The sequence below is a fragment of the Pseudoalteromonas sp. S3431 genome, from assembly GCF_000690035.1.
In the GTDB taxonomy this organism is placed as follows: domain Bacteria; phylum Pseudomonadota; class Gammaproteobacteria; order Enterobacterales; family Alteromonadaceae; genus Pseudoalteromonas; species Pseudoalteromonas fuliginea.
On record NZ_JJNY01000012.1, the window covers coordinates 48,335 to 61,351 of the forward strand.

The following is a 13,017-nucleotide window of genomic DNA, read 5'->3' on the forward strand; positions in this document are numbered from 1 at the left end:
AGCGGTTTTTATTTATACTAGATAGAGATGTTTGGCATTTTTGTAGCTTAAATGGTGCCAGATGTGATCGCTGTTACACAACCCCAAATGAGCATGCCATAAATTGTTATAGCTGGAGTTAATTTGGCAAACGGGGAAATTACTGGCAAACATAATCCGTTGCTCACCAAAATGCTGAAAAATAATATCAAAACACGTAATTTGCTGTTGGTTATTTAGCGACAGAAGCTCAAACCCTGAAAACTTAATTGCAACGTTACAATTTTTGGCTAATAGTTCAATACCTTGTTGCCAAAGTATTATATTGCTTGGTAATCCAGCATGATTAATTACAATCTGTAGATGTGGGAGTTGCTTCGCGTAATACGCTAATTTTTTTACTATTGGTATATTTTCAAGCTCAAGCTGCGCTTCAAAATGCAGATTCAAGTGGCTTAATATTTTAAGATTATCTAAGCAAAAACTGTTTAATAAGCGTGCTGCATCATTGCCTTCGGTAATATCTCGGATCCCGGCTAACGTTGGGTGTATAAGGTTTTTTAGCGTACGTTCAAATGACTCACTGTCTTGATCAATTTGTATAAAGCTAATCGCTTTATAGGCAATATTACTTAAGTGTTTATCAAGCCATTTTAACTCATTAATAGGTGCGCTGTTATCAAATCCAGCTTCTATATGCACTAAGCCAGAAAGTTCGAAATCAGTGCTTTCAATAAGTTGTTCTGCGCTAATTTGCTGTTTTATTTTATCTAAATTTGTCCATGTTGGCGGATTGGCGCCCTGCAACCATAAATACTGACCCTCAATTAAATTAAAGAAATGGACATGCGGGTCAATTATTTTTTTACTCATTGGGCAGTATAGCCACCGTCAATACTTTGTAGGCTGCCAGTAATAAAGCTGGCATCGTCGCTTGCTAAAAAGCTCACAAGAGCGGCAACTTCGTCGGCTTGCCCCAATCGGTTAAGCGGTTGAAGGCTTGCTTCTTCGGCAACTATCTCGGCCTTGTTTGCACCACTTTTTTTACAGTACGCATCTATTGCGTTATGAAATAGCGGGGTCTCTATCGTGCCAGGGCATACGGCATTTGCTCTAATATTGAAACTCGCGTAATCAAGCGCTGTTGTTTTTGCCATAGAGGCAAGGGCGTGTTTGGTCAGGTTATACGCAAAAGAGTTTTGCTTACCTATAAGCGCCTGATCGGAAGCGACTAATATAATAACGCCGTTATTTTGCGCTTTCATGCTAGGCAATACACTTTGTACTGCCGCATAAGCGCCTTTAACATTAAGCGCAAACAGTGCATCGAGAGTTTGCTCGTCGGTGCTTTGTATATTTGCGCTTAAATGCTTTCCTGCATTAGAAACAAGTACGTCTATTCGTTGCGATTGCTCGTATATAATATTAATACAGCTACGTACGGCTGTTACATCACTGACATCGCACTGATGGAATATACCGTATTCACTAGGCTCTATATCGAGGTTATGAACTTGGTAACCACTGTTTAGCAAGCGTTTAATTACTGCTAAACCAATGCCTTTTGTTCCGCCAGTAACAATAGCAACTTTAGCCATATTTGATCCTAATTAGTAAAGGTGATTAGTGAGAGTGGCCACAGCCGCCTTCAGCGTGCACATGTCCGTGAGAAACTTCTTCACTTGTTGCTTCACGTACAGAGATGATTTCCACATCAAATGTTAGCGTTTTACCCGCAAATGGGTGGTTTAAATCACAATCTGCGTTAAAGCGACCTACTTTAACAATAGTCACTTGATGACGACCTTGGTTAGAACTTACCATTGCTGTCATACCTGGTTTCCATACTTTAACGTCGCCTTGTAAGTGCTTAAGCGGGATGCGTTGAATTAAGTCATCAACACGCTCGCCGTACGATTCACTTGGCTCTAGCGTTACACTAAACTTCTCACCAGCTTGTTTGCCTTCAAGTGCTTTTTCTAAACCAGGAAGCATGCCTTCGCTACCATGAATGTAAGTGAGTGGTGCTTCGTTTGTGCTGCTTTCTACTTGTTCAGTGCCTTCACTGAGTGTGTAGTGAAATTCAACAGCTGAATTTTTACTGATTTGCATGCTTATCTCTTTAAATTTGACTATGTTGAGGCTGATTTTACGCGAAATATACTTGTTTATAAACTTAACGTGGCTGATTTAGTGTTTTTTGTAAATCTAGCAGTAAATCTTTTTTTATTGGTGCTGCTTTTTGCTTTTCAGCCTGAGGTATAAACAGCACTAATTGAGTGCCTGGCTTTAAAATGCTTGATGCAGAGAGCTTATTCCATTTTGCCAAGTCGCTATGAGGGACATCATAAAGCTGACTTATACTCCAAAGGCTATCGCCTGACTTAACTTCGTAATCTATTTCAATGGTGGGAATCGCAATTTCTTGGTGCTCTAAATAAGGGCTAATTTTGTAATCAACAGTTAATGTGCTTGGCAGAGTTTTAGGTTGTCCAACTAATAACTTTTCTCCAACGCCGATTAAATTATTATTTTTATTATTAAGTTGTTTTAGAGCTTTTACCGACATACTAAAACGCTTAGCGATACCATAAAGCGTGTCGTTTTGTTTAACGATGTACTCTCCAGCAAAGTTTGATTTAAAAAACTGACTTTTTAATAATGCCTCTTGCCCTATAGGAAGCAGTAAAGTGTGCGGCCCGTTAGGTGAGCTTTGATTTTTTAAGTACCCCTGATTGATTGCATGTAACTGCTTGGAGCCTATACCAGAGAGCTTAGCAATAACTGAAAAGTCAAACTGCTGGCCTATATTCATCTGTGTTGTAAATGGCTTATATGCAAGCTTTGGGCGCTTAATGCCTTTTTGTGGGTGTTTAACTAAATAGCTTAAAGCGAGTAACTTGGGGACGTAGTCAGCGGTTTCTTTTGGTAGGCTTAGCGACCAGTAATCGGTGCTTTTACCGCGCTTTTTGTTTTTTTCGATTGCGCGTTTAACACGGCCTTCACCACTATTATAAGCGGCCAAAGCATGTAGCCAATTACCATCAAAGCGTTTATGTAAGTAACTTAAGTAATCAAGTGCAGCATCGGTTGAAGCAAGTACGTCTTGGCGCCCGTCATACCATTGGTCTGACTTAACACCAAAGTGATGCGCCGTTGCGCCAACCAACTGCCAAACACCAACAGCTTGCTGTGATGAGGCTATCGTTGGTCTAAAATCGCTTTCTACAAATGGTAGTAATGCGAGCTCCATAGGTAATTGCTTTTGCTCAATTTTTTTTACGATGTGATACAGGTACGGCGCTGCACGTTTGTTTACAGCACGTAAGTAATTGGGTTGCTTTAAATACCAATTTATACGTTGCTTTAAAGCTCGGTTTTGATCAATTTTAAAATGCAGGTTCTCGGCAATGTGAACCCATAAGTCAGTTGCTTTGGGAGATGGTTTTTTAATGTTTACTTTTTTATGTAGTAATACTGTGTTCTGAGGCTTTACTTGAGCATCTTCAATTATGCGTTGATCCGATTTGTCTAAAAAAGTGTGTTTTGGCTCAAAGTGAGTAAATATTTTTGGTGTTTCTTGAATTTCTGATTCAGTTGTTTCACAACCGAATAGAAATAAAACTAAAAAACAGAGAGACAAGCTGCGCATAATATTCACTTTTGTAAATTCCTTTTACTATTTTAACACAGTCCATTGTGTTGGGTTATTTTGCGTTTTTCGCGCGAGCTAATCCTGATTGCAAAAACAAATTGCTCGATTTTGCATTTAAAGATTCTTCTGTGTAAGGTTTCATTACTTTTTCAGGAAACGATAACACAAGTTGTTCTATCGTTTGATCGTTGTTTTTGTTCACATGCTCAGTAATAGCGGTTAGAAATGCTAACGGCTGTTTGAGCTGAGCTCTATCAAGTATACCACCATGCCCTGGTATAATCAGCGCAAGATTTTCATCGTCAATGTATTGTTTAAGCAGCGTTTGCCAGCTTTTAAATTCGCCGTGCCCAGGATAAGGGAGCCAGTCAACAATGTCGCCACCAATTAAAACACGACCGCTATTAGTTGTGAGTGTTAAGTCACCACTTGTGTGGGCTTTATGGGCGTTTAAGGTTACTTTAAAACCCCCTAAATCAAGTGTTTTATTTTCATCAATAATAATTTCTGGCGACTTTAGTTGATATTCTTGCCAGCGAAAAAGGCGTTTTTTTGCAAGCTCCAACTTTTCACGCCATTGTGCTTGTTCTGCTTTTGAAATACCGGCTAAGCGTTGGTAACTCAGCTCTATACTTTTTTCGTAACTATCGAGTTGGTCATTAAATGCTTTTTGGTAGCGATTAAAATCGCTATTTACTTGCTGATGCACAATTAGTTTTGCATCAGGGTAGAAGTGTTGCATAACCGCCATACCGAGTAAATGATCATCGTGGTAATGCGAAGCAAGTAAGTAGCATAATGGTGTTTTTAGGTGTTTTTTTAGGTCATTAGCTAGCTGTTCCACAGCAGCAAAATTACCACTTGCATCAACAAGTAGTGCACACTTGTCACCTTCGATAAGTACTTGGTTAGAGTCGTAAAAACGCAGCTTTTTTTCTTGTTCTAAAAATTGGATATTAGCATTAATAGTTACCCAATTGACTGCGCCATAAGTTGTTGGCGCTACGAGAAATAAAGAACATGCTAGTAGTAAGTATTTACATGAAGCGATTATATAAGATAGGTTTAACTTCATCCTGTGTCTCTACGCTATTATTTAATTATGCTAATAATAAACAAAAAGCGCAGTTTGCGCTTTTTATTTTTGATGTGTGGGGTCACTTGCCAAATGCTGACTTAGTTTGTCAACGAGTTGGTCTTGTTGCAGCTGCTCAACTGTAGCCTGTGTTTTTGCTTCTAGCAATTCGTGGCTTAAGTTTAACGCTGCCATAAGTAAGGCTTTTTGATCATTTCGAACTGAAGAGCGTTGTTTCATTTGCTCCACCAAATCATTAAGGTTTTTAGCTGCTGCTATTAGTGCCTCTTCTTGTCCTTCAGGACAAGCAAATTGCTGCTCTTGACCTAGCAACTCAACAGTGACCCGCTGGTTTTGCAGCTCAGACATTAGCTAGCCTGTTGTGCACTTTGTAATTTATCAAGAAGACCAGATAAAGTTGTGCTGGCATCTTTTTGTTTTTCTTCGTTTTCAATAGCTTCTAGCTGTAATAGTTCGTTTTCATCTGCTAGTTTGCTATTTTGTTCTTTTAAGTTTGAAACATCAGTTAGCAATTGATTATTACGATCAATTAGTGAATCGATCAGTTGTTCGAGTTGTTGAAGAGTATTGTTATTCATAAAGGCGCTCATATAACTGTAATTAATGTCATGCAAATGTAAAGCAAAGTGTATTGATTTGCCAGCATTTACGGTGGTTTTAGCTGATTTTTCTTCTGCGTTAAGGGATAATTCAGCGTGAAGGCTTTTTCATTCATAAATGGTTCACTCTCAGTTGCCAAAGTATAGTGCTTATGGTTCACTGTTTTTTATTAAATAGCGTATGGCGAAAATAAATAATGCTTAGTTATAGACACTCATTTCATGCTGGTAACCCTGCCGATGTACTCAAACATTTAGTGTTAGCGCAAGTACTAGGTTATCAAACAATTAAAGATAAACCACTTGATTACATAGACACACACTCAGGCGCAGGTTTTTTTGAATTAGCCGCAGCTGATTCGCAAAAAACACAAGAATATCAAGATGGTATAGAAAAGTTGTGGCAGCATAAAAGTGAACACGCTGCGCTTAATGAATATATAGCGTTAATTAAATCGTTTAATGAAACAGATGAACTTGCATTTTATCCGGGCTCACCAAAGATTGCTGAGCACTTTTTACGTCGTCACGATAAAGGATGGTTTTTTGAGCTGCATCCGCGCGATTTGTTATTACTTGAAGAGAATATGCAAGGTAAACGATCTATTCGTGTACGTGGTGAGAATGGATTTACTGGATTGGTAGGCCTTTTGCCACCTGCTTCACGCAGAGCATGTGTATTGATCGACCCACCATATGAAATTAAGGATGATTATGAAACGGTTGTTACTACTTTAATCAAAGCGTACCAGCGTTTTTCGACAGGTACTTATATGATTTGGTATCCTGTAGTGGATAGGGAACGTATTGATAATATGGAGCAAGGTTTAATAGATTCAGGTATGCGTAATATTCAATTATTTGAATTGGGCACTGAAGATGACACCGATGTACACGGCATGACCGCATCTGGCATGATAGTCATTAATCCGCCATGGAAACTAAAGCAAACTATGGATGCAGTGCTACCAGAGCTCATGACTTTATTAAGCAAGCCGAGTGGCTTTTATCGTAGTGAACAATTAGTAAATGAATAGCTGAAATGTTAAATAAAAAGCGCTGTGCAATACAGCGCTTATTTTTATGCCTTATTTTTTAACGTATTTAGTTAAAATAACAATACGTTGACCATCAACTCGCCCTTCAATATGTTCAGGATTACTCGTTAAGCCAATATTGCGTACTGCGGTACCGCGTTTAGCGGTAAGGCTACTGCCTTTAACGTCTAAATCTTTAATAAGTGTAACGGTATCGCCAGCTTGAAGTACCACACCGTTGCTATCAACATGTTTAACATCGTCATCTTCCGCAAGTGCTTTTTTAGCCCAAGCAAGTGTATCTTCTTCAAGGTAAATCATGTCGAGTGCGTCTTGTGCCCAGCCATTATCAGGCGCTAAGCGCGAAAGCATTCTGTAAGCTACAACTTGTACTGCGGGTGTTTGGCTCCACATGCTGTCATTTAAACAGTGCCAATGTGTTGGTGTTAATTCGCTACTGTTTTCGATTTGATCTTTACAGGTTTGACATGTGTAAATACATTTATCTGAATGAGTTTCTGTCACAGGAGGTACTTCGTATACAGAAAGGTTTTCGGTTGCTGCACATAATTCACATTGATTACTACTGCGTTCAATTAAGGCTTTTTCAATACTCATGAAGGTTCTTATTTAAGTGAAGTTTACATTTGGCGTTATTATACCCTAGCAGGGCTGCTGAACGCTATAAGCCCCTTGGTTTTGTAAGGGTATATTATTCATGCGGGGGTTTTTAATTTCTGAACCCTAGGTCTGCTTATCTTTCGAGGTTAAATTTACAGCAGTCAGTTTGGTATTTAGGCGAGGCAGAGCCTATGGTGTGTGGTTATTCTCATAAATAGCCCCACGATTGAACAAATTTCAATCCACAAAGGTCAACAAGCCCAGTTGTTTATTCTTTTTGTAAGGCGTTTATGCAATATGTGTAATGTGTCTGCGGGAGGTTTGATAATAAAAACGATGGCAATAGATCGCTATTTTATATTTAGTTGAGCATCCTTTTATATGATTTACTTTTAGTTGTTTGCAATGATTAAGATATTTTTACTATACTTTTAATTTGTCACATGTATTAAAGTAACTATATAAGTGCTAATTGCACACATGAACTTACAGGCTAAACCTATTGAAAGTGTCTAATACACCAACTTTAACTCCTACTCTTACGCAGTATGTAGCAAGACAACCCATATTTAATGCTGAAAAAGAGGTTTTTGCGTATGAGTTGCTGTATAGGAATTCATCAAATAACGCCTTTCCAGTAGGTACAAGTGATGAACATGCAACGAGCCGTTTATTTTTTAATACGCTTATGTTGGTAGGTGCTGAAAAGCTTACTGCGCATCAACTGGCATTTATTAATTTATCAACGGATGCATTACTCGATGACTTCCCTAAATTATTAAATCCTGAAATGACGGTTATTGAAATTGTAGAACGCACAGTGAATATAGATGAAGTAGCTAAACGTGTTACGTCATTAAAAAAAGAGGGATACACTTTTGCACTTGATGATTATGATGGCGATGCAAAGTGGGAGCCATTATTAGCACTTGTTAGTTATATAAAAATAGAGGCCGATGAGCCCATAATAAAAACTAATATGCACGTAAAAAAGCTTAAGCGTAAATACCCTCACTGTAAAATTATTGTTGAGCGTATAGAGACACACGAGCAGTTTAAAGTACTAAAAACTGCTGGATGTGACTTATTTCAGGGATTCTTTTTTGCTCGTCCAGAAATGCTAACTTACAGTGGTATCGATCCTTCAAAAGTTACTGTGTTTGATTTACTTAAATCAACGTCAAAAGAGTCTTTATGTTTTGAGGAGATACATCAGCGTGTAGCGAGAGATGTTGGTATTACCACGCGTATTTTGAAATTAGCTAATGCACGCTCAGGAAATAGTAATTTAGTAATTACGTCTATTTCGCAAGCTGTAGTGTATCTAGGCGAAGACGTTATTCGCCAGTTTGTCCGCGTACTAGCTCTCAGTGACTTAGGTATAGATAAACCGACGGAGCTCACTAAATTTGCACTTGTGCGAGCAAGGTTAATAGAGTTAATTTTAACTGAAGAAAGTCGTGATTTGGCTCAGCAAGGCTATTTAGTTGGGTTGTTCTCAATGCTTGATGCCATTTTGGATATTGAATTAAATAGTATTGTTAAAGAATTTACACTAAACAAAGATATCACTGATGCCTTATTATATGGCTCTGGGGTGCTAGGCGATTGCTTAATCCTTGCCAAAGCTATTGAAAATAAAAACTGGTCATTAGTTGATACAACCTTAAAAGAAATCAATCCACAGCTCCCAATTGAGAAACTTTATAACTTTGTTTTAGAGTCGATGCTTTATAGTGATGATGTAATAGAGGTTGTGGTTGATTAAATATGCGTAATTGGTTGTCGGTTATAAGTGTAGTGGTTGCTCTTTGTTTATTGTTTCCTGGTATTACAAAACCAGTATTAACAATAGAGGGCAACATAGATAAATCAAAGTTAGCGCAAGCGGGTATTGAAATGCTGGCTGAAGAGGGCGATGGCCGGACTCGCAGCATGCTAATGATGTTCTCAAATATGCTAGGGCTTGATAAGTTAGAGGGCGAGATTAGCGCCTATAACAAAACACAAAGTATTTTAGGTACAGTTAAAGAACTTGCTAATAATAACAATTTACTTGTAGCTGCTTTAGTGGGGTTGTTTTCTATTGTTATTCCAAGCTTGAAGCTGCTATTACAATTGCTTTATTGTTGCCTACCTTTGAATGGGTTTAAGCAAAAGCTCGGTCTGGTTATTTGTGCATTAAGTAAGTGGAGCATGGTTGATGTATTTGTTATTGCATTAATAGTGACTTATCTAGCAGGTAACGCTCATGGTAAAAGTGGTGAGCTACTTGTTATGAATGCACAATTTGGTGAGGGCTTTTGGTATTTTAGCGCATATTGTATATTTGCAATTATAGCGAGTAACTTAATTAAAACACCTGATAAACCGCAGTTTACATAATTAAAGTATTTGTGGTTGCCGTTAGGTTATCTTACAATCATTTTAAAATTTATTAAAAGGCATAATGTTGCAACGTTTTTACTCTAGTTTACTCATGATAACTTTACTGCTCATTTTTGTGGGTCAGGCAGTTGCGTCTGTAGCTATGGTATGCGAAATGCCATATATGCCAACGAAAACAGCAATGCATGCCCAAATGCCAATGACACAAAGTAGTGATACAACAGCTGTCGCTAGCATGTCTGAAAATATGATGCAGATGGATTGTTGCGACGACGAAAGTACGCCACAAAATGATTGCAAATGCCCTATTAGTGGCTGCGCTGCTAATTCAATGGTTAATGTTGATACTTTATTTCGCGTTATTTTACTTGAATCTGAAAAAGTAAATATAAGTGTATTTACTACACAAATTAATATACCTCGTTCACTCTACCGCCCTCCTATGTCTGCTTAATAGCAGGATAGGTGTAATATCAATTTTATTGAAAACATGCTCATTCTCGCGAGTTAAATACCTCTCTAACTGCGTTAAAAATTACTTATATAAAGTAACTATACTGCGTAATTTTTTCCTTGTTATAGAGCTATTTTCCTACCGCAATAATAGATTATTAATTCAATGCAATTGATATAAAAGGTTTTTGTAAAACTCCTAAACACCTTTTTTGCTTCCTAATTTAAGAATTTCTTTTATTTTTAGATGGAGCAGGTGATGAACCACGCTGTAAGTATTAAAGCCGTATTATGTAGTGTTGTGTTATTTAGCACAGCTGTTAATGCGCAAAAAAATTCAAATAACCTAAATATCGATACGCTAAAGCAAGCCCGCAATGAGCAAACGCTTAGCTTAACGCAAGCGCTTAATTATGCACTAACGCATGAGCCATGGCTAAAAGCGAGTGGCTACCAAGAAGATGCCTCAATAGCGCAAAGTATTGCCGCAGGCACCTTACCCGATCCTGTTTTAACGGTTGGCTTACTTAACTTGCCTACTAACGGTTATGCATTTGATCAAGAAGGGATGACGCAGCTTAAAGTCGATTTGAGCCAAAAGTTTAGCCGAGGGAATAGTTTAGCACTTAAACAAAAGGCATTAGCTCAGTCTGCTCAACAATATCCTTGGCAGCGCGCCGATCGCCTAGCACAAGTAAAAGCAATTGTGATTGAGTCGTGGTTAAACGCGTATCGTGCTCAGCGAAGTATTGCTTTAATTGAGCAAGATAAAGGATTATTTACTCAGCTTATTGAAATTACCGAAGCAAGCTACGCAAGTACCTTAGGTAAAACACGCCAGCAAGATATTATTCGTGCGCAATTAGAACTCACTCGCCTTGAAGATAAGCTGGTTATGCTTGAGCAGCAATTTGAAAGTGCTAAAAACCGTTTAGCACAGTGGTTACCTATGAATATGCTTATGCAGCCTTTAAATGCCGAATTTACTAAAACCACAGGGCTGGTTGATTTTGCAAACCTTGAATTTGATAAATTAATACAGTTGCTTATGGCGCATCCTGCAATTATTGCGATAGACAAAACCGTCACCGCAAAGCAAACCGAAGTTGCACTCGCCAAGCAAAGTTACAAACCTCAAATGGGCGTTAATGTGGGTTATGGTTACCGAGATGATACGCCGATGGGGGAGTCGCGAGCTGATTTACTCTCTGTAGGGTTTAGTATTGATTTGCCATTGTTTACTGATAACAGACAAGATCAACAGGTTAAATCGGCTATTGCTAGTGCAGAAGCTACTAAAACACAAAAGCTGGTGGCGCTTCAAAAACTCAAAGGCATGTACTTTAAGGAGTTTAGCCAACTCGCTCGTTTGCAAAAACGCGATGCGCTTTATCAAAGTACGTTATTACCGCAAATGTCAGAGCAATCTCAAGCAACACTTAATGCTTATACGCGCGACGATGGGGATTTTTCTGACGTGATGCGCGCGCGTATTAGTGAGCTTAACGCCAAAATAGACGCGCTTAATATTCAAGTAGATCAGCATATTATTACCGCTCGCCTTAATTATTATGCAAGTAGCTTAGACCCCCAAGTAATGAGCGAGCAAACTGGAGAATTACACAATGAATACTAATTTAAAGTTACTTGTTGCTGCCTTAGTTGGTGCGGGCGCATTTGCGTTAATTGGCGCCTTAGTAATGCAGTTTTTACCTAGTAACTCGGCAATGCATGAACAGCAAAGTGCTGAAAAACAGCCCTTATATTGGGTAGCCCCTATGGATAGTAATTACAGGCGTGACGCGCCAGGGCTGTCGCCAATGGGAATGGATTTAGTCCCTGTATATGAAAACGATAGCAATGCTCAGGATGGACCAGGTGCAGTAACTATTTCGCCTGCAGTAGTTAATAACTTGGGGGTAAGAACTGCCAAAGTAGAGCTTAAAACACTTCACAGCGATATAAATACTGTAGGATATGTGCAATATAACCAAGACCAACTTATTCACATTCATCCGCGTGTAGAGGGCTGGATTGAAAGCTTGTACGTTAAAGCGCAAGGTGCACAAGTTAAAGCCGGTGAGCCTTTATATACTTTGTATTCACCACAATTGGTGAATGCACAGGAAGAGTTTTTACTGGCGGTGAATCGTAATAATACCGTGTTAATTCGCGCTGCAAAGGCGCGTTTAGAGTCGTTAAATGTATCTGATGGATTTATCGAGCGCTTACAAAAAAATAAAAAGATAATGCAAAATATTACTTTTTACGCAAAGCAAAGTGGTGTGGTAGATGAGCTAACAGTACGAGAGGGCTTTTACGTTAAACCAGGCACATCAATGATGAGTATTGCCCAGCTTGATGAAATCTGGGTAGAGGCAGAAGTGTTTGAGCGCCAATCAGAACAAGTTAGCGTGGGCTTGCCCGTTACAATGACGCTTGATTATTTAAAAGGTCAAAAGTGGGAAGGTAAGGTTGATTACATTTACCCCGCGCTTGATGCTAAAAACCGGACTCTGCGTGTAAGGCTCAGGTTTGAAAATGCAGATCATCGGTTAAAACCAAATATGTTTGCACAAGTGAGCATTCACGCTAAAGCGAGTAAAGCGCAATTTACAGTCCCTATAGAAGCGGTAATTCGCACGCAGCATCAAAACCGTGTGGTTATTGCATTAGGTGAGGGGCGTTTTAAATCGGTAGAAGTCGAAGTTGGGCAAATTAATAGTAATGAAGCGGTCATTTTGTCAGGTGTAATGACAGGTGACACGGTAGTGACCTCAGCGCAATTTTTAATAGATTCTGAGTCGAGTAAAAGCTCCGACTTTAAACGAATGGAAATACCTAGTTCTGGTATTAGCTCAGGTATGGGGTCGGATTCTGGTTCAGGCTCTAATATGAACATGGATATGCAGCCACAAAGCGCCACGGTTAACGGCACTATTAATGCCATAGATATACAAAATCGCATTATAAATATTAGTCGAGAAGCCATTGAAAAATGGAATCGAGAACCCGCCACAATGGACTTTGTATTAGCGCCAGATATTGATATTAGTCAGTTTGAAAATGCCCAGTATATTAATTTTACTTTTAGCATTATTAATGATGAATTTGTAATCACTAAAGCGCAAAACGCAGAGCTGATTGATCATTCTACTATGCAACCTATGCAACACAGTTCTCACTAGG

The 13,017-nt window shown here is 38.8% G+C and carries 14 protein-coding genes; 6 read left to right on the forward strand and 8 right to left on the reverse strand.

Annotated elements, in window-relative coordinates:
• Positions 1-12: 12 nt before the first annotated feature.
• The 7 genes from DO88_RS15000 to zapB all read right to left on the reverse strand — a co-directional run bounded on the left by DO88_RS15000 (position 13) and on the right by zapB (position 5,308).
• Positions 13-852, reverse strand: coding sequence for an amidohydrolase family protein (locus tag DO88_RS15000; protein ID WP_007375962.1), 840 nt, complete (start codon positions 850-852; stop codon positions 13-15).
• Complete coding sequence (locus DO88_RS14995) at positions 849-1,577, reverse strand: SDR family NAD(P)-dependent oxidoreductase (protein ID WP_007375963.1); 729 nt, start codon at positions 1,575-1,577, stop codon at positions 849-851. The genes DO88_RS15000 and DO88_RS14995 overlap by 4 nt, the downstream gene beginning before the upstream one ends.
• A 25-nt stretch (positions 1,578-1,602) precedes the next feature.
• A complete protein-coding gene (locus tag DO88_RS14990; RefSeq protein ID WP_007375964.1) occupies positions 1,603-2,091 on the reverse strand; it encodes an FKBP-type peptidyl-prolyl cis-trans isomerase in 489 nt (162 codons plus the stop codon).
• Between the two features lie 64 nt (positions 2,092-2,155).
• Entirely contained in the window at positions 2,156-3,631 is a 1,476-nt protein-coding gene (locus DO88_RS14985; RefSeq protein WP_033023267.1) for a LysM peptidoglycan-binding domain-containing protein, read from the reverse strand.
• 55 nt (positions 3,632-3,686) lie between these two features.
• A complete protein-coding gene (locus DO88_RS14980) occupies positions 3,687-4,709 on the reverse strand; it encodes an MBL fold metallo-hydrolase (RefSeq protein WP_033038193.1) in 1,023 nt (340 codons plus the stop codon).
• A 63-nt stretch (positions 4,710-4,772) separates the two neighbouring features.
• Positions 4,773-5,078 carry a cell division protein ZapA gene (locus DO88_RS14975; RefSeq protein WP_033038195.1) on the reverse strand — a complete coding sequence of 102 codons (306 nt, stop codon included), beginning with the start codon at positions 5,076-5,078 and terminating at the stop codon, positions 4,773-4,775.
• Positions 5,078-5,308 (reverse strand): cell division protein ZapB, encoded by a 231-nt coding sequence (zapB, locus tag DO88_RS14970; protein ID WP_007375968.1) that lies wholly within the window; start codon positions 5,306-5,308, stop codon positions 5,078-5,080. The genes DO88_RS14975 and zapB overlap by 1 nt, the downstream gene beginning before the upstream one ends.
• Before the next feature lie 218 nt (positions 5,309-5,526).
• Here zapB and DO88_RS14965 point away from each other — a divergent pair, with 218 nt between their 5' ends.
• On the forward strand, positions 5,527-6,366 hold the full coding sequence (locus DO88_RS14965; RefSeq protein WP_007375969.1) for a 23S rRNA (adenine(2030)-N(6))-methyltransferase RlmJ: 840 nt from the start codon (positions 5,527-5,529) through the stop codon (positions 6,364-6,366).
• 51 nt (positions 6,367-6,417) lie between these two features.
• On the opposite strand, the gene DO88_RS14960 is transcribed toward DO88_RS14965, so the two are convergent.
• A complete protein-coding gene (locus DO88_RS14960) occupies positions 6,418-6,984 on the reverse strand; it encodes a PhnA domain-containing protein (protein ID WP_007375970.1) in 567 nt (188 codons plus the stop codon).
• A gap of 505 nt (positions 6,985-7,489) precedes the next feature.
• Here DO88_RS14960 and DO88_RS14955 point away from each other — a divergent pair.
• From DO88_RS14955 to DO88_RS14940, 5 genes are all read left to right on the forward strand, one after another.
• Entirely contained in the window at positions 7,490-8,755 is a 1,266-nt protein-coding gene (locus DO88_RS14955) for an EAL and HDOD domain-containing protein (RefSeq protein ID WP_033038196.1), read from the forward strand.
• Between the two features lie 2 nt (positions 8,756-8,757).
• Positions 8,758-9,372 (forward strand): paraquat-inducible protein A, encoded by a 615-nt coding sequence (locus tag DO88_RS14950; RefSeq protein ID WP_033030450.1) that lies wholly within the window; start codon positions 8,758-8,760, stop codon positions 9,370-9,372.
• 94 nt (positions 9,373-9,466) lie between these two features.
• Positions 9,467-9,829, forward strand: a complete 363-nt coding sequence (locus DO88_RS0118185) for a hypothetical protein (protein ID WP_232224781.1) — start codon at positions 9,467-9,469, stop codon at positions 9,827-9,829.
• A 258-nt stretch (positions 9,830-10,087) separates the two neighbouring features.
• Positions 10,088-11,464, forward strand: coding sequence for a TolC family protein (locus DO88_RS14945; protein ID WP_033038197.1), 1,377 nt, complete (start codon positions 10,088-10,090; stop codon positions 11,462-11,464).
• Complete coding sequence (locus DO88_RS14940) at positions 11,454-13,016, forward strand: efflux RND transporter periplasmic adaptor subunit (protein WP_033038199.1); 1,563 nt, start codon at positions 11,454-11,456, stop codon at positions 13,014-13,016. Before DO88_RS14945 ends, DO88_RS14940 begins: the two co-directional genes overlap by 11 nt.
• Position 13,017: the final 1 nt, after the last annotated feature.